This is a genomic window from Nocardia sp. BMG51109 (assembly GCF_000526215.1).
Lineage (GTDB): Bacteria > Actinomycetota > Actinomycetes > Mycobacteriales > Mycobacteriaceae > Nocardia.
Genome location: NZ_JAFQ01000004.1, coordinates 2666000 through 2682437, shown reverse-complemented (window position 1 = coordinate 2682437; position 16438 = coordinate 2666000). Strand labels below are relative to the sequence as shown.

Below are 16438 nucleotides of genomic sequence, written 5' to 3'. Positions count from 1 at the left end.
CGGCCCGCTTCGCTCGAGGGCGGACCGGCCACCACACCATATGGCCGGAATCTCCGCCGCCTTCGCGAAGTTCCGACCGCGCCACCCCTCGTCGACGCGGTCACCGATAAAGCTACGAGCCGGCGGGACCGCCGACACGAGTAGTGCACTACCCGAAGATCAATGGCCCCGTCGCACAGCGCGGACCGGGTGCCCCGCAGTTCGGCCGTGCTGCACGTGCACGGCTGCGTAGTCCGAATCGCCTGCGCGAGTGGGCGATCCGGTGGCAAACCCACCCGCCGGCGTTTCAGTCCTCCGGCGGCACATAGGGGTTCCGCACGGTCGTCGGCAGCAACGCGATCGCCGACAGCCGCTGCACCCCGCACACCTGCATGAGATCGACCACGATGGAACGCAACTGGGCGAACACCACGTGCGCCGACAGCCCGGCCCCGTCCACCAGATCCTTGGTGGCGCCCTTGGCGACCCGGCGCACCACCCGCGTCGACTCCGCGGCGTCGGGCTGCTCGCCCGGGTCGGCGAGCATGTAGCGGCGCACCACGTCCACCGCCTTGCCGAGTTCCTCCACCTCGTCGACCAGCCGCGGGTCGAGAATCTCGTCGTCGCGCACCAGCGTCAGCGCGCGGCGCAGCAGCACGCGGGTGTTGCGCACGACGTTGTCGAGCGGATCGGCGGCGGCGCGGACGGCCTCCAGCCGCTTCCGCGAATTCCAGTACAGCGGCGAGATGCGGCTGACCTCGCGGCCGCCCTCCAGCGCGCTGCGCAGCCCGTCGATCTGCGGCTGCGTGCCGCGGGCCGATTCCAGTGCCGCCCGGATCTTTTCGGGGTCCTGCTCGTGCAGCCCCTCGGCACAGTCGACGAGCGACGTGCCGACCACCGACAGGATGTCGGCGGCCTGCTGGCGGGCGCGCCGCACCGGATGCAGCGGGATGACGGCCACGACCAGGATGCCGACCAGCCCGCCGATCAGGGCGTCGATCATGCGGTTGGCGCCGCCGCCGGTGTGCGGCGGCATCAGCGTCGCCACCAGCACCGCGGAACTGGCCGCCTGCATCGGGATGATCGCACCGCCGTCGAGGAAGATCGCGATCGCCATCGCGATCGCGACCACCAGGGCGATCTGCCAGGTGCCCGCGCCGACCCGGGCGATGAAGAAGTCGCCGATGCCGATGCCGACCGCGACGCCGGCCACCAGCTCCACCGACCGCCGCAGCCGCGCCCCGAACGACACGCCCATCGAGATGACGGCGGCCATCGGCGCGAAGAACGGCTGCGGGTGGCCGACCACACGGTGCGCCAGGAACCAGGCCAGCGCGGCGCCGACGGCGCACTGCACGATCGGCAGCGCGGAGCGGCGCAGGCGCCGGGACGCGGTGCGCAGGCGGTCCCGCCCGCTGTCGCGGACAGCCTCGATCCGGAGCGATGTCGCGGGAGTCACAACGTCGAACGGGTCTCGCTCAGTCCAGGCCCAGTTCGGCCGCGGCCCGCGGATCGCAGTCCTCGAGCAGGTCCAGGCAGCGGGCGTACTCGTCCGACTCGCCGATGGCGCGGGCCGCCCGGGCCAGCGCGCCGACGGCACGCAGGAAGCCGCGGTTGGGCTCGTGGCTCCACGGCACCGGGCCGAAGCCCTTCCAGCCGTTGCGGCGCAACAGGTCCAGGCCGCGGTGGTAGCCGGTGCGGGCGAAGGCGTAGGCGGCGATCACGTCGTGGCCGATCGGGCTCGCGCCGTCCAGATCGGTGCCCGCGGCGGTGGCGCGGTCCAGTGCGTCCTCGGCCAGCTGGGCCCAGGCGAGCGACGCGGTCGGGTGCGCGGCGGCCACCTGGACCGGGTCCTGGTTATCCGCCAGCGCATCCTCCACATCGGGGAGTTCGGGGAGCAAAACCGGCTGGGGTCCGAGCAGATCGCCGAAGGAGGTCATGAGGACATTATCTACACGCCGTTTCGTTCGGGTCGGTAGCACCGCAATGTGCACTTCCGCCCGAAATGCTCGTTAGGCTGGCCCTCGAATTCATTGTTGACGTTGACCAAGGGGTATAGCGCGTGTCCGACCCGAACGACGACCAGAAGCCCGAGCGGCAGGCACAGCCGGGGTCCCCGGGCGCCGAGCCCCCGGAGCGGGCGAACGGACCCGACGCCGGGAAGACACAGCGCATATTCCGCCGCGACACGCCCGGACCGTCTCCGACGCCGCCGGGTGCGAACAAGCCGGGCGCCTCCGGCAGCGGGGCACAATCCGACCAGGGGTCGAGCGACGCCGGCGCGGAGTCGGCCCCGACCAGGCCGGTGCCGCAGGCCGGACGGGGTGCCGCGGGCCCCGGTAGCCAGAGCACCACCCCACCGGCCCCCACATCGCCGGGAGCCTCGAAGCAGACCCCCTCGGGCGAGGCGGATACGACCGCGATTCCGACACGGCCGGTGCCCACGACGCAACGGCCGGGCAACGAGCCGCCGGGTTCGGCACCGGGCCGTCCCGGATCCGGTGCGGCGCAAGGAGGAACGGGCGCCGCCGCGAGTTCGGCCGGGTCGTCCGGTCCCGGCAAGCCCGCAGACCAGCCAGGCGGCGCACAGCCGGGTTCCAGCAGGCCGTCCGGTCCCGGCACCCCCGGGCCCTACCGGGAACAAGGCGACGCGCAGCCGAGTTCGGCCGGGCCGTCCAGTTCCGGTACACCCTCGGACCGACGGGAACCGGGCGACGCGCAGCCGAGTTCCGGCAGGCCGTCCGGTCCCGGCACTCAACGGGAATCGGGTGCCGCGCAGACGAGTCCGGCCGGGCCGTCCAGTTCCGGTACACCCTCGGGCCAACGGGAACCGGGTGCCGCACAGCCGGGTTCGGACAGGCCGTCCGGTCCCGGTGCCCCCGGGGCTCAACGGGAACAAGGCGGCGCACAGCCGGGTTCCGGCAGGCCGTCCGGTCCCGCAACCCGACGGGAATCGGGTGCCGCGCAGCCAGGTTCGGGCGGGGCGCCGGGTTCCGGAAACCTTGGGGGCCAACGAGAATCGAGCGACGAGCAGTCGGGTTCGTCCGAGACCGAACCGGTGCCCGAGCAGCGGGGCGGCGCGACCGAGACGACGCGAGAGAAGCCGTCCGGAGCCGCCGAACCGCCTGCGGCACAGGGTGGTTCGGCCACGGCGAAGCAGAGTTCGGGCGCTGCCGGCCTCTCCGTCCCCGGTCCGCGCGCAACCGGGCAGCCTCCGACCGGCGCCGCGGCGCAGCGCCCGGACGGGGCCGACGCCGAAACCGAGGCCATTGCCAGGTCCGGCGGGCCGACGCGCGCCGACGAGAAGTCCGGCGGCACCGAACCCGGCAAGGGCTCCGGCAGCGCGGACGACGCGAAAACCGCTGCCATTCCGGCGGTATCGAATCCCTCCGACGCCGCGACCACGATATTGCCCGTGCAGAAGCCGGGCGATCAGGCCACCGAGAAATTCCGCACCGGCGGCGCTCCCCAGGGGAATCGTCCGCATACCGATCGAGTGTCGCCTCCGCCCGCCGGCCCGCCTCCGGTCACCCGCCCGCCCGCCACGCCGCGCCCGGCTCCGGGTCCGAAGAATTCCGGCCCGCACGGTCCCGCGGGCCCGCCGCCACCCGCGCCTCCGGCCGATCAGTCCGCCGGTATCGCGCGACCGCCGGCCCCACCGCGCCAGGCCGCGAGCGCCCCGTCACCGGCCGACATCCAGCCCACGCTGCCGACACAGTCACTGTCGCCGCAGCCGCCCCGGCAGCAGCAGCCGCCGCAGCCGCGCCCGGTCGCACCGCCCCAGCAGGTCCCGCCGGCAGGGCCTTCGGCCGGACCCCCGCCCGGCGCTCCGACCGCCTCGGGCGGGCGCAACCGGCGCCCGCTGATCCTGGCCGGTGCGGCGCTGGTGATCGTGATCGCGGCAATCGCGCTCGTGGTGGCGCTGATGGGCAGCAGCGAGGACAACTCGCCCGAGGCCCGCGTCAAGGCAGCTGTCACCGGCTACGCCGACGCGCTCGACGGCGGTGATCTGACCGAGCTGCGCGCGGCCACCTGCGGCCCGCTGCACGACTTCTACCAGAACATCGCCCCGGACCAGTTCGCCGGCGTGCACAAGCTGTCGGTGGACCAGAGGAAGGTGCCGAAGGTCGACAGCGTCGACTCGGTGCAGATCACCGGCGAGAAGGCGGTCGCGCAGGCGAGCGTCTACACCGAGGCCGATCCCGACCACCCGGTCGCCCGCACCTTCGATCTGCAGCAGACGCCCGACGGCTGGAAGGTGTGCGATCCGCCGAACGCCGCCGGCTGATTCCCCGTCCCCTACTGCGGTTCCGACCCCTATCCAGCGGCCTCTACACGACGGCGGCCGTGACGTACTGTCGCATTTCGGAGCCGGCGCGCGATGAACGTCACAGGACCTGTCAGCAGGTCCGACGCGCCGGTAGCATGGCCCCGTTTCCGAACCGATCCCGTCTCGGTCGGCTGGTCACGGGGGGTCGGCCACGTCAGGTTTACGCAGTAAGACTTTCGGGCAGGAGCAGGGGATATGCCGCAGCTGGCACCCGAGGCACCATCATCCGCGGCCACGGCCGATCAGCGGCACTTCCGGTTCCGCGATCACTACGAGGTCGGCCGGGAGAAGATCGGCGAGTTCGCCCGCGCGGTGCAGAACAGCCATCGGGCGCACCGATACGACGACGACGCCGCCGAACTCGGCTGGGACCGCGTGGTGGCGCCGCCCACCTTCGGATCGGTGATCGGCCTGAACATCACCCGGATCCTGCTCGATACGGCCCTGTCCCGATACGATCTGTCCCAGATCCTGCAGACCGATCAGGTCTTCGACATCCACCGCCCGATCATGGCCGGGGACCGGCTGCGCAGCCAGGCGGTGATCGAGTCCGTCCGGCGGGTGCGCGGCAACGACTTCATCACCGTCAAAGCCATCTTCCTCGATGAATCGGATACGGTCGTGCTGTCCGGCGACACCAGCCTCGTGGCCCGGCTGGGCGCGGCCGATCCCGAGATCGCGCGGCTGGTCGAGGGGATCGTCATGCCGCGCCACTCCATCGCGGACGAGCCGAACGTGCTCACCGCGGTCGGGCCCGAGGAGATCGCCCGAATTCCCGACCTCGCCGAATCACGCAGCGGCACACCGGTGCACACGGAACCGACGTTCGAGGACCTGACCGCCGGATACCGGCTGCCCGACAGCACCATGCGGCTCACCCGCGGCGACCTGGTGAACTACGCCGGAGTGTCCGGCGACCCGAACCCGATCCACTTCAGCGACCGGGCCGCCGAACTGGCCGGCCTGCCGACGGTGGTCGCGCACGGCCTGCTGACGATGGGCCTGGGCGCGCAGTACCTGACCGCCTGGCTCGGCGATCCGACCGCGATCGAGAGCTACAGCGTGCGGCTGGCCGGCTTCGTCCCGGTCGACGCCCGGTCTCCGGCGCACATCGAATTCACCGGCCGGATCAAGGCGCTGGATCCGGAGCGGCGGACGGCCACGATCCTGCTGAACGCCACCTCGGGCGGGAAGAAGCTGTTCGGCCGCGCGATGGCCCAGGTGCGATTGAGCTAACCGCCCAGCTCGGCGCGCATCAGGTAGACGTTGTAGTCGTTCCAGGTGCTGATCGTGAAGTACAGATCCGAACCGCTCGACCACGGGTGCAGGAAGCCGCCGTACAGCTACTCGCCCTCGGCGCGGCATCCGCTCGGGCCGCACCCCGCGACGGGTCCGCGCCGCCCCCGAGCGCCAGCGGCGCCGCGCCCAGCGCCGGAGGCTCCGGCTGGTCGAACAGCCCGCGCGAGACGGTCCTCGATCCACCGGCCGACGAACTGTCCGGCTATCCGTATTACGCCACCTGCGGCGAGGTCTGGGCGGAACACCACGGACCGCTCTATCGAAGCCGGCCCGGCTACCGGCCCCAGCTCGATCCCGACGACGACGGCGTGGCCTGCTGAACGCACGTTCCCCGCACCGTGAGTCCGGCGACGGCGAATGCCGCTCCCCGAGACAGCGACCCGCCACTCCCGCAGCGGCGGCCCGTCGTCACGCCCGCGACAACGAACCCATCGCCACTCCCGCGACAACGAACCCATCGCCACTCCCGCGACAACGAACCCATCGCCACTCCCGCGACAACGAACCCATCGCCACTCCCGCGACAACGAACCCATCATCACTCCCGCGACAGCGACCCGCTACTCCCGTAGCAGCGACCGCTACTCCCGTAGCAACGAGCGCGGACGAGCCTCGGCCGCAGGCGATCTCGACGCCGACGCGCTCAGTCCGACTCGGCCTGGAAGACCAGCACGGTGGCGCCGATCCGGATCACGTCGCCGTCGGAGAGCATCGCGCCGCTCTCGATCACCCGCTCGTTGATGTAGATCCCGTTGGCCGAGTGCAGATCCTTGATCAGCAGTCCGGCCCGGCTCGGCTGGATATGCGCGTGATAGCGGCTCACCTTGGGATCGTCGAGCACCAGATCGTTGTCGGTCATCCGGCCGACCTTCAGGCCCGACGTCGCTATCGGCACCGTGCGGCCGTCCGGTAGTCGCAGTCGGCCGTTGCGGGCGCTGCGCGGTGCCTCGGTGACCGTCTCGGTCATCGCCTTGGCCATCCGCTCGGCGTCCTGGATGCCCAGGGTGTTCAGCGGCTCCTGCCGCAGCACCCGCTGCTCCAGCTCGACGAGCGCCGGTCCGGGATCGATGCCGAGTTCCTCGGCGAGCACGGTGCGCACCCGCCGGCAGGCGTCCAGGGCGTCGGCCTGCCGCCCTGACAGATACAGCGCGGTGATCAATTGCGCCCACAGCGGTTCCCGCAGCGGATGCTCGTTCGTCATCGAGACCAGCTCGCCGACCACGGAAGAGGCTCGGCCGCACGAGATCTCGGCGTCGATGCGGGCCGACGCGACCAGCAGCCGCTCCTCATCCATGGCGGTGGCGAAGCTGTCGGCGAACGACAGCCCCGACAGATCGTCGAGCGCCTTGCCGCTCCACTCCGCGAGGGCGGTCGCGAACCGCCGCGCGGCGGTCTCGTCGTTCCCGGAGTCGGCAGCCTCGGCGCCTGCGCGGCGGGCCAGCTCGAACCGGCCCAGATCGCAGTCGCCGTCGGCCACCTCGAGCCGATACCCCGACGACTCGGTGCGCAGCACGCGCGTCGGGTCCACCCCCGAATTCCGCAGGGCCTTGCGGATATTCGAGACGAACACCTGCAGGCTGGCCTGATACGAGTCGGGGGGCTGCTCGTTCCACACCATGTCGGCCAGCGCCTGCGAGGACACCGCGCGCCGCCGGTTCACGGTGAGCGCGGCCAGCAGTGCCCGCGGTTTCGGTCCGCCGACGGGCACGGGCGCACCGTCGACCAGCAGCTGCACCGGCCCCAGCACCCGCACGTCCAAGCTCATGAGTGTCTACCTAACACGCAGGGCGCCCGCGAGTCGAGACAGGGCTCGATGCTCGCGCGCACCCGCGTGAGTCGGGCGCCGACGCGCTACTTCGCGCTGACGGACTTGCCCGCCGACTTCAGGTCGTTGCAGGCCTCGACCACGCGCTCGGCCATCGAGGTCTCGGCCTTCTTCAGGTAGCTGCGCGGGTCGTAGACCTTCTTGTTGCCGACCTCGCCGTCGATCTTGAGCACGCCGTCGTAGTTGGCGAACATGTGCGCGGCGATCGGGCGGGTGAACGCGTACTGGGTGTCGGTGTCGACGTTCATCTTCACCACGCCGTACTTCAGCGAGTCGTCGATCTCGGACTTCAGCGAGCCCGATCCGCCGTGGAAGACGAAGTCGAACGGCTTCGAGCCGTCGGGCAGGCCCAGCTTGGCGGCGGCCACGCGCTGTCCCTCGGCCAGCACGTCCGGGCGCAGCTTCACATTGCCCGGCTTGTACACGCCGTGCACGTTGCCGAAGGTCGCGGCCAGCAGGTACTTGCCGTTCTCGCCGCCGCCCAGGGCCTCGATGGTCCGCTCGAAGTCCTCGGACGAGGTGTAGAGCTTCTCGTTGATGGCGTTCTCGACGCCGTCCTCTTCACCGCCGACGACGCCGATCTCGACCTCGAGGATGATGTTCGCGGCCGCGGTCTGCTTCAGCAGTTCCTTCGCGATATCCAGGTTCTCGCCGATCGGAACGGCCGAGCCGTCCCACATGTGCGACTGGAACAGCGGGTTCTGCCCCTTGGCGACCCGCTCCTGCGAGATCGCGATCAGCGGGCGGACGAAGCCGTCCAGCTTGTCCTTGGGGCAGTGGTCGGTGTGCAGCGCGATGGTCACGTCGTACTCGGCGGCCACCACGTGCGCGAATTCCGCCAGGGCGACGGAGCCGGTGACCATGTCCTTCACCCCTTGGCCGGAGCCGAACTCCGCGCCACCGGTGGAGAATTGGATGATGCCGTCACTGCCCGCCTCGGCGAAGCCGCGGATCGCCGCGTTGATCGTCTCCGACGACGTGCAGTTGATCGCGGGGAAGGCGAAGGAGTTCTCTTTGGCCCGACCGAGCATCTCGGCGTAGACCTCCGGAGTCGCGATGGGCACTGCAGGGACCTCCGTATGTGTGCTGCGAACAACAGTGTCTGGTCAATACCCTAAGTTCCGGTGCCGCCCGGGGGGAAGGCGGGCTCGGGGTCCGCGGCCGCCCGGCGGGCTCGGTGGCCGGCGAGCCGACGACCAGCAACCTTCCGTGCGGGAGCCGGGAAGAGTCTGAGAGGTTGCCGTGACGTTGGGTGCGATGGCGATCGTCCCGGTACTGTAGGGGCCGTGACCTTGCTGGCCATATCTGACGCAGTCGCGAGCAGCTCCGGAATCTCCGGTATCAAGGAGCTGCTCGACCCGATGCACCTGCTCACGGAGACGTGGCTGAAGAATGCGGTGCTACCGGCCATCCTGGTCATAGTCTTCATCGAGACGGGCCTGCTGTTCCCGATCCTGCCCGGCGATTCGCTGCTGTTCACCGGCGGCCTGCTCGCCGCCCAGCCGAATCCGCCGGTGGGCATCTGGGTGCTGGTGCCGGCCACCGCTCTGATCGCCATCGCCGGCGACCAGAGCGGGTACTGGATCGGCCGCGCCATCGGACCGGCCCTGTTCCACAAGGAAGACGGCCGCTTCTTCAAGCAGCGCTACGTCACCGAGACGCACGAGTTCTTCGAGAAGCACGGCCCGAAGACCATCATCCTGGGCCGGTTCGTGCCGATCGTGCGCACCTTCATGCCCGTGCTCGCGGGCGTGTCGAAGATGGACTACCGCACGTTCCTGACCTTCGACATCATCGGCGGCATCGCATGGGGCGGCGGCGTCACCGTGCTCGGTTATTTCCTGGGCAATGTCGCCTTCATCCGCGATCACGTCGAGGCGATCTTCCTCGTCATCGTGTTCGTCTCGATCCTGCCGGGCATCATCTCGGTGGGTAAGAAGCTGCTCGACCGCGAGCCCGCCCAGGGCTCCACCGCCCCCGCCGAGGGCTCCACCGCCTCCGCCCGAGGCGACGTTCCCGTACCGACGAACGAACCGACGCGCTGACCCTTGCAGACAACGCCGCTACCCCTCGCACTGGGCGGACTCGATCCGCTGCAGTCCGCCGGGCCGACGCTCGTCTGGACCATCGTTCTCGTTTTCGTGTTCCTCGAGTGCGCCCTCATCATCGGGCTGTTCCTGCCGGGCGATTCGCTGCTGCTCACCGCGGGCATCGTGCTGGCCTCGCACGCCACCGGCCACGTCCAGATATGGGGGCTGGCGGTCGGCACCATGGTCGCCGCGATCGCCGGCAATCAGGTGGGCTATGTCATCGGCAATCGCACCGGTCATCATCTGGTCGCCCGCAAGGACGGCCGTTATATCAACGCCCGCAATCTGTCCCGGGTGACCGAGCTGCTGCACCGGCACGGCTTCGTGGCCGTGCTGGTGGCGCGCTGGATTCCCTGGGTGCGCACGCTGTGCCCGCTGGTCGCCGGCGCCGCGGGAATGGATCACCGCCGCTACACGCTGGCCAGTTCGATCGGCGCCGTGATCTGGGCGCCGGTGCTGCTGCTGATCGGCTACTACTCCGGCGGTTTCCTGGAACAGGTGTCGTGGCTGCCGAAGCTGGTGACCGGGACGATGGTCGCGGGCCTGATCGTGGGCACCGCGCTGGGCATCCGGCAGTACCGGGCGGAGATGGCACGCCCGACCGAGGATTTCGACCTCGATGCCGTGGGTGAGGGCTCCGACGCTGTCAGAGCCCCGCTGCCGTCACAAGATACGCAGACTCCATCAACAACCAGCCAGACAGCTGCACCGACAGGTCGCGTTCCGGAATCTTGGACGAGGTGACCGAGCCGCCCGCGGTGAAATAGGACGCGCCCGCCGTGCCGGTCGGCAGCTGCGCGGGCTTGGTCCAGTCGTAGCCGAACAGCGGATCGCCCTCGACCGCCAGCCGATGCTCCCAGGCCGCGGCGGCCGACGCGGTGACGATCGCCGCCGCCGTGCGCCGCGCCGCGCGCTGGTCGGCCTCGTCGCCGGGCAGCATCAACGCGACGTGCGCCAGATACCGCACCAGGATGCCGTTGAACAGGCCGCCGTCGCCGCCGGCTCCCCCGGTGACGACCCGGCCCGCGGTGAGATGCTTCTCGACCGCGTTCACCAGCCGCTGCACCCGTTCGATGTGCTCGAATTCGCCGGTGTGCACGGCCAATTCGGTCTCCAGCCCGAGCACCACGCCCTGGCAGTAGCTGTACACCGGGCGCTCGAGCTTCCCGGACGGCAGGTGGATACCGTCGAAGATCAGCCCGGTGTCGGGGTCGCGCAGCCGTTCGTCCAGGAAATCGGCGATGCGCCCGGCCTTCTCGTAGTCGCCGAAGCGGGCCAGCGCGATCGCGGCCGGACCGTTGGCGGGCGCGTTGAAGAAATCCGACCCCTTGCGCCACGGCACGGCGCCGATCTCCGGCTGGAATCCCGACGATAGATCGGTGCGCAACGCGGTCAGCCCGCCGCGAACCTCGGTGATGCCCCGGGTGCGCTCGGCGCGCTCCAAAGCGATTGCCAGCCAGGCCATGTCGTCGTAGTAGTTGTTGGTCCAGCCGGTGACATTGCGAATTCGGTGGGCCCGGGCCACGGTGCCGATGCGGCGGGTGCGGGCGGCCGTCGACTCGCGGTTGGCGGCGTCGACCGCGGCGTCGATCAGATGCGCCTGCCACCAGTAGTGCCAGGTGAGGAAGACCCGTTCCCCGCGCGTCGGCGGCCAGCCGACGACCCCGAGTTCCGCCCCCGGGACGACCCACAGCATGCGGAGATGGCGCGACAGGATCGCGGATTCGGCCTTGTCGGCGCGCGCCGACCACACACCCGCATCGGCCACGCCCGAATGATCGGTCGAAGGCTCGGTGTGGCGCCGGGAGCCCGGCGCGGGCGCGTCGTCACTCCGCGAAGTCATGGCTCAATGGTGCCAGCCCGGCACCGAATTCCGCGCCCGATTTGTTACGGAATCGACTCTCCGCTGCGATATGCCTACCCATTGCTGTGCGGAATCCTCAACGGCTACCCCGCGAAAGCTCGCCGGGCGCTCCGCATCAGCGGCGCGAACCGATCTGTCCCACCTCGGCCGAGGCTACCGACGGGGTTCGGACGGGTCCGGGGACGAGGTCCGGCCCGCACGCTCGAGGCGGGCGGCGAGCGCGCGGCAGCGGTCGCGGAACTCCGCCGGCTGCTCGATGACGAAGTCGGCATCGAGGAAGGCGAGGTTCAGTATCAGCCATTCGAACGAGTCGATCCGGGTGGTAACCGTGCAGCGGCCCGCGGATACGGCCTCGATGTCGCAGTCCTGGTATTTCAGGGTGTCGGCCACGCGGGCGGCCGGAGCGTCCACGGTGATCACCGCGCGGTGCCTGCCCGCGGTCAGCGCCTCCCGCAGGTACTCGGCGGCCGATCCGGCCGGGAGCGGACGCGGATCGAATGTCGTTCCGCCGCGGTGGATCTCGTCGATCCGGTCCAGGCGGAAGGTGCGCCAGTCGCCGCGGTCACGATCCCAGGCCAGCAGGTACCAGCGCAGATGCCGGTGGACCTGGCGGTAGGGCTCGACCCGGCGACGGCCGCGGGATCCGGTCCGGGTGGTGTAGGCGAACGAGACGTGTTCGTGGCGGGCCGCCGCGGCGGCGAGGGTCGCCAGCGCCTCCGCATCGACCGCCGGTGCGGTCTGGGCGGCGGCCTCCACCGTCTCGCGCACGGCAATGGTGCGGGCCCGCAACCGTTTCGGCAGCAACTGATCGATCTTGCCGAAGGCGCGGTCGGCCGCCGCGGCCACGCCGGGGCCGTCGCCGGCCGCCGTCGTCGCGGCCAGCAGCCCGAGGCCGACGACCGTCGCCACGGCCTCCTCGTCGTCGAAGACCATGGGCGGCAGGGCATTTCCGGCGGACAGCCGGTAGAAGCCGCCCGGTCCGGGTTGGGTGATCACCGGGTAGCCGTACTCGCGCAGCCGCTCCACGTCGCGGCGCACCGTCCGGGGACCGGTCGCCAGCCGCTCGGCCAGCTCGGCGCCGCTGAACCGGCGTCCCGTCTGGAGGTAGGCGAGCAGGTCGAGCAGGCGGCGGGTGTTGTCGGCCATGGCTGGTTCGCCTCCGTGCTGTCTCGGGTACCCAGCATGGTCTCAGTTGTGGTCAGAAACTGTCCACATCTACCTCTAGCGTCGATGCCATGACCGATATTCGCATCCGGGGCGCGCGGACCAACAACCTGAGACGCCTCGACATCGATGTGCCGCGGCGGGCGCTGGTGGTCTTCGCCGGTGTGTCCGGCTCGGGTAAGTCGTCGCTGGTCTTCGACACCATCGCCGCCGAGGCCGGGTATCAGGTGAACGAGACCTACCCGCCGTTCGTGCGCAACCGGCTGCCGCGCTGGAACCGGCCGGAGGTGGATCTGATCGAGGGGGTGTCGCCGGTGGTGGTCATCGATCAGAAACGGCTGGGCGGCAACGCCCGATCGACCGTCGGCACCATCACCGACGCCTATACCTATCTGCGCCTGCTGTTCTCGCGGGTGAGTGAGCCGTATGTCGGTGAGTCGAAGCACTTTTCGTTCAACGACCCGGCCGGGATGTGTCCCGGGTGCGCGGGCCTGGGCGAGACCCTCGCGACCGCGGTGGAGCGGTTGCTCGACCCGGACAGGTCGCTGGAGCAGGGCGCGATTCTGCTGCCGGGCTTCGGCAACGGCCAGTACTGGTACCGGCAGTACGCTGACATCGGGTCCTTCGATCCGGCCACGCCGCTGCGGGACTGGTCGGAGCGGGAGCGGCAGGCGCTGCTGTACGGCGGCGCGGCCGCGGCGGACCTGGAGCCCCGGCCGCCGCAGGACTACGAGGGTGTCGTCGAGCGGTTCGAGCGGATCTACCTGCACACCTCCGATTCCCTCTCGGATCACAAAAAGGCTGTGGTGGAACGGTTCACCCGGTCGACGCCGTGCCCGGACTGTCACGGGGAGCGACTGAACGCGGCGGCGCGTACGGCCCTGGTGCTGGGTCACACCATCGTCGAGATGAGCCGGAGGGAGATCGGTGAACTCGCCGGACTCGTTGCCGGGGTAAGGAATCCGAATGTCGCACCGGTGGTAGCGGCACTGCGCGAGAAGCTCGCCGCGCTGGATTCGATCGGCCTCGGTTACCTCTCGCTGGCTCGGCCCACGACCACGCTGTCCGGTGGTGAATCCCAGCGCATCAAGACCGTCCGGCATCTCGGCAGCAGCCTGATCGAGATGCTGTACGTCTTCGACGAGCCCACCATCGGATTGCACCCGCACGATGTGCGGTCCATGACCGGGCTGCTGAAAAAGCTGCGGGACAAGGGAAATTCGGTGCTGGTGGTGGAGCACGATCCGGATGTCATGCGAGTGGCCGATCACATCGTCGAGATCGGGCCGGGCGCGGGGGACGGCGGCGGACGGGTCGTGTTCGAGGGCGGGTTCGAGGCGCTGCATGTTGCCGACACCCCGACCGGTCACGGACTGCGGACCCGGCGCACCGGGCGGACGCCGCGGGTGCCGACGGGCAAACTGCGCATCGAGAACGCGACCCGCAACAATCTGCGCAACGTGTCCGTCGACATCCCGACCGGTGTGCTGACAGTCCTGACCGGAGTGGCCGGTTCGGGGAAGTCGAGCCTGGTCGCCGAGCTGATCGCGCAACACCCCGCCACCGTCGTGGATCAGCGGCCGGTGACCGCCAACCGGCGCTCGACGCCGCTCACCTACGCCGGCCTCGCACCGGCGATCCGCAAGCTGTTCGCGCAGCGCAACGGCGTGAGCGCCGGCCTGTTCAGCGCGAATTCGACCGGTGCGTGCCCGGTATGCAAGGGCTCCGGCGTGATCTACACCGACCTGGCGTTCATGGACGGGCAGGAGGTGGTGTGCGAGGCGTGCGGCGGCCGCCGCTTCACCGGCGAGGTTCTCGCCTACACCGTCGACGGCCTGACCATCGCCGACATCGACGCCCTCACCGTCACGGAGGCCACCCGCCGCCTCCCCGCCCCCTCGATCGCCCGCGCCCTGCGCCACCTGGACGAAGTCGGCCTCGCCTACCTGCGCCTGGGCCAGTCCCTGAACACGTTGTCCGGCGGCGAATGCCAGCGCCTGAAGATCGCCAAGGAGCTGGCCCGCCCCGACGACCACACCCTCTACATTCTCGACGAGCCCACCACCGGCCTGCACCTCTCCGATATCGACACTCTGCTGGCAGTCCTGAATCGACTGGTGGACAAGGGAAATACGCTCGTCGTAATCGAACACAACCTCGACGTCGTTCGGGAGGCCGACTGGGTGATCGACCTCGGGCCCGGCCCCGGACGGCACGGGGGCCGGGTGCTGTGCGAAGGGACGCCCGAAGAAATCACCCACTGCGAAGAATCGAAAACGGCTGCCGCGCTGCGTATTCTACCTGAGCAGGAGCCGCACTTACTTCGGTGATCGCACCGGCCGACGATTGCCCCCAAGGCAGAAAATCGCCCTCGAACCGGCCGGCACGGCTAACGCAGGTGGGCCAGCAGCGTCCGCATCTGATGCTCGCATTGTTGTTTCACCTCGGCGCCGGTGAAGTGGCCCCCGCGATCGCGCACGGTGAAAGTGGTGGTCGCGAACAGGTTTCCGTCGGCGACGTAGACCTCGGTGGTGAATACGTGCGGCTCCGAGTGCGAATCTCCGTCCCGCAGCACGGCAATGGCCTGCGCCCCCGAACCCATGTCGCCGATATCTTCGGTCCTGACCGCGGCAACGGCACGTTCGGCCGTGTCGAACCGGGCCTGCCCACCGGCCGGATCGCGCAGGTAGTCGACCTCCATGTGCACCGTGGCCGTGACACCGGACCCGGCGAAATCGGCGCGGCATTCCAGTCGGCTGTCGGCCACATCGCCGGCGACGAGTTCCGCGCCTGTCGGGGGCTCCGCCTGTTGCATGTCCCCTCGACCGATCGCGGAGAGATCCAGTGCCGCACAGGCATGGGGAACCTTGCCCGGCCGATATTCCGCATCGGCGGCCGGAGGTACCGGCACGACGGAATCGGGCCGATAGGGGCCGCCGGGGTGATAACCGGCGAAGACAAGGGCGGCGGCCACCACGGACACGGCGAAAACCGCTGCGGCACCGACCGCGACCCAGGGCCGGGTGCTGAGCGAGGCAACCGCCGCATCGCGTGAATCATCGGTCATCACAGCCTCCCCGCGGCCGTTCGAAGCTGCTGCTCGCAGAGGTCGGCCAGATCGTCGGCACCGATCCCCCGCGCCCCGTACAAGTGGAATTGGATGCCTACGGAAACATTGCGCTGAATCAGCCCGGCCTCGCATCCGCGCATCGCGATCCCCGAGTCCTGGGCTGAAGCCGACAGGTACGCGTCCTCACCGATACCGGGCACCGGCCGTGTGACGACATCGGTCCCGGACCGCCCCAACACCAGCGTGCGCGCCTTGTCGTAGGCCGGGCGCAGGTCGGTGGTCTCGGTGGACCGATCGGCCACCGTCACTGTCAGATTCACCATGGCGTGGTCCAACGCGACATTGTCACAGGAGAGCTGCACCGGGGACGCGATGTCGATCTTCCCCGGCGTGGGCGGCTCTTTCGCAACTCCACCGACCCGCTCGAAGAGCGGCAGATCCATCATGGCGCAAGGGTTTCCGACTCCGTCGGCGGTATACAGCGCGGGCTGATCGACTATCCGCGCCCAGACCGTAACTCCCATGACGCCGAAGACAACGACACCGGCTGCCACGAACGCCCGGGTGATGATCCCGGGCAGGCGATTACCCGGCATCGCCACGTCCCACCGCTCGCCGAGTCGCATCCCCGATCGCCATGCTCTTCCCCATCCCGGTCGGCAAACCTTCGCTGTCCCTTCGGTTTTCTCGCAACCGAGTGTTCGCCAACGGCCTTAACCACAACTTGCGATCCCCATAAGACCCCGATCATGCCCACCAGCCGCGCTCGCGACTGTCACGGCGGGATCCTCACCTTGCCTCGAGAGGCTTCCGTATC

The 16438-nt window shown here is 69.8% G+C and carries 14 protein-coding genes and 1 pseudogene; 6 read left to right on the top strand and 9 right to left on the bottom strand.

The window, feature by feature from the left end; translation table 11 throughout:
- Positions 1-286: 286 nt before the first annotated feature.
- Positions 287-1438, bottom strand: a complete 1152-nt coding sequence (locus D892_RS0113575) for an aromatic acid exporter family protein (protein ID WP_024801756.1) — start codon at positions 1436-1438, stop codon at positions 287-289.
- Positions 1439-1457: 19 nt separating this feature from the next.
- On the bottom strand, positions 1458-1919 hold the full coding sequence (locus D892_RS0113570; RefSeq protein WP_024801755.1) for a DUF3151 domain-containing protein: 462 nt from the start codon (positions 1917-1919) through the stop codon (positions 1458-1460).
- A gap of 1118 nt (positions 1920-3037) precedes the next feature.
- On the opposite strand from D892_RS0113570, the gene D892_RS41130 reads away from it, so the two are divergent.
- Together D892_RS41130 and D892_RS0113560 are read left to right on the top strand one after the other, a co-directional pair.
- Positions 3038-4267: a hypothetical protein gene (locus D892_RS41130; protein WP_024801754.1), complete on the top strand. Its 1230-nt coding sequence runs from the start codon at positions 3038-3040 to the stop codon at positions 4265-4267.
- Positions 4268-4504: 237 nt separating this feature from the next.
- The gene (locus D892_RS0113560) at positions 4505-5545 is read left to right on the top strand and encodes a fused (3R)-hydroxyacyl-ACP dehydratase subunits HadA/HadB (protein WP_024801753.1); all 1041 of its coding nucleotides are present in this window, start codon (positions 4505-4507) and stop codon (positions 5543-5545) included.
- Here D892_RS0113560 and D892_RS45115 read toward each other — a convergent pair.
- A pseudogene (locus D892_RS45115) lies at positions 5542-5652 on the bottom strand (DUF4185 domain-containing protein); the annotation flags it as partial. The gene D892_RS0113560 and the pseudogene D892_RS45115 sit on opposite strands and share 4 nt — an antisense overlap.
- Here D892_RS45115 and D892_RS47730 point away from each other — a divergent pair.
- Positions 5632-5928 carry an excalibur calcium-binding domain-containing protein gene (locus D892_RS47730; RefSeq protein WP_024801752.1) on the top strand — a complete coding sequence of 99 codons (297 nt, stop codon included), beginning with the start codon at positions 5632-5634 and terminating at the stop codon, positions 5926-5928. The pseudogene D892_RS45115 and the gene D892_RS47730 overlap by 21 nt on opposite strands.
- 323 nt (positions 5929-6251) lie before the next feature.
- Here the strand turns inward: D892_RS47730 and D892_RS0113550 are convergent, their stop codons facing one another.
- On the bottom strand, positions 6252-7373 hold the full coding sequence (locus D892_RS0113550) for a BTAD domain-containing putative transcriptional regulator (RefSeq protein ID WP_024801751.1): 1122 nt from the start codon (positions 7371-7373) through the stop codon (positions 6252-6254).
- 86 nt (positions 7374-7459) lie between these two features.
- Positions 7460-8497, bottom strand: a complete 1038-nt coding sequence (gene fbaA, locus D892_RS0113545; protein WP_024801750.1) for a class II fructose-bisphosphate aldolase — start codon at positions 8495-8497, stop codon at positions 7460-7462.
- A 297-nt stretch (positions 8498-8794) separates the two neighbouring features.
- On the opposite strand from fbaA, the gene D892_RS41125 reads away from it, so the two are divergent.
- Both D892_RS41125 and D892_RS41120 read left to right on the top strand, forming a co-directional pair.
- Positions 8795-9478, top strand: a complete 684-nt coding sequence (locus D892_RS41125) for a VTT domain-containing protein (protein ID WP_084161541.1) — start codon at positions 8795-8797, stop codon at positions 9476-9478.
- A gap of 3 nt (positions 9479-9481) precedes the next feature.
- Positions 9482-10267 carry a DedA family protein gene (locus D892_RS41120; RefSeq protein WP_024801748.1) on the top strand — a complete coding sequence of 262 codons (786 nt, stop codon included), beginning with the start codon at positions 9482-9484 and terminating at the stop codon, positions 10265-10267.
- Here the strand turns inward: D892_RS41120 and D892_RS0113530 are convergent.
- Entirely contained in the window at positions 10170-11219 is a 1050-nt protein-coding gene (locus D892_RS0113530; RefSeq protein ID WP_369801824.1) for a glycoside hydrolase family 76 protein, read from the bottom strand. The genes D892_RS41120 and D892_RS0113530 overlap by 98 nt on opposite strands.
- Before the next feature lie 321 nt (positions 11220-11540).
- A complete protein-coding gene (locus D892_RS0113525; RefSeq protein WP_024801746.1) occupies positions 11541-12533 on the bottom strand; it encodes a YafY family protein in 993 nt (330 codons plus the stop codon).
- 89 nt (positions 12534-12622) lie between these two features.
- Between D892_RS0113525 and D892_RS0113520 the strand changes: the two genes are divergently transcribed.
- Positions 12623-14881: an excinuclease ABC subunit UvrA gene (locus tag D892_RS0113520; RefSeq protein ID WP_024801745.1), complete on the top strand. Its 2259-nt coding sequence runs from the start codon at positions 12623-12625 to the stop codon at positions 14879-14881.
- 59 nt (positions 14882-14940) lie between these two features.
- Here D892_RS0113520 and D892_RS0113515 read toward each other — a convergent pair whose 3' ends face one another.
- Complete coding sequence (locus tag D892_RS0113515; RefSeq protein ID WP_024801744.1) at positions 14941-15618, bottom strand: hypothetical protein; 678 nt, start codon at positions 15616-15618, stop codon at positions 14941-14943.
- The gene (locus D892_RS0113510) at positions 15618-16247 is read right to left on the bottom strand and encodes a hypothetical protein (protein ID WP_024801743.1); all 630 of its coding nucleotides are present in this window, start codon (positions 16245-16247) and stop codon (positions 15618-15620) included. Before D892_RS0113510 ends, D892_RS0113515 begins: the two co-directional genes overlap by 1 nt.
- Positions 16248-16438: the final 191 nt, after the last annotated feature.

Coding starts and splice junctions, on each gene's coding strand:
- D892_RS0113525 (WP_024801746.1), bottom strand. CDS start 12,533: ATGGCCGACAACACCCGCCGCCTGCTCGACCTGCTCGCCTACCTCCAG.
- D892_RS41125 (WP_084161541.1), top strand. CDS start 8,795: ATGCACCTGCTCACGGAGACGTGGCTGAAGAATGCGGTGCTACCGGCC.
- D892_RS0113510 (WP_024801743.1), bottom strand. CDS start 16,247: ATGCGACTCGGCGAGCGGTGGGACGTGGCGATGCCGGGTAATCGCCTG.
- D892_RS0113570 (WP_024801755.1), bottom strand. CDS start 1,919: ATGACCTCCTTCGGCGATCTGCTCGGACCCCAGCCGGTTTTGCTCCCC.
- D892_RS0113530 (WP_369801824.1), bottom strand. CDS start 11,219: ATGCTGTGGGTCGTCCCGGGGGCGGAACTCGGGGTCGTCGGCTGGCCG.
- D892_RS0113515 (WP_024801744.1), bottom strand. CDS start 15,618: ATGACCGATGATTCACGCGATGCGGCGGTTGCCTCGCTCAGCACCCGG.
- D892_RS0113520 (WP_024801745.1), top strand. CDS start 12,623: ATGACCGATATTCGCATCCGGGGCGCGCGGACCAACAACCTGAGACGC.
- D892_RS0113550 (WP_024801751.1), bottom strand. CDS start 7,373: ATGAGCTTGGACGTGCGGGTGCTGGGGCCGGTGCAGCTGCTGGTCGAC.
- D892_RS0113560 (WP_024801753.1), top strand. CDS start 4,505: ATGCCGCAGCTGGCACCCGAGGCACCATCATCCGCGGCCACGGCCGAT.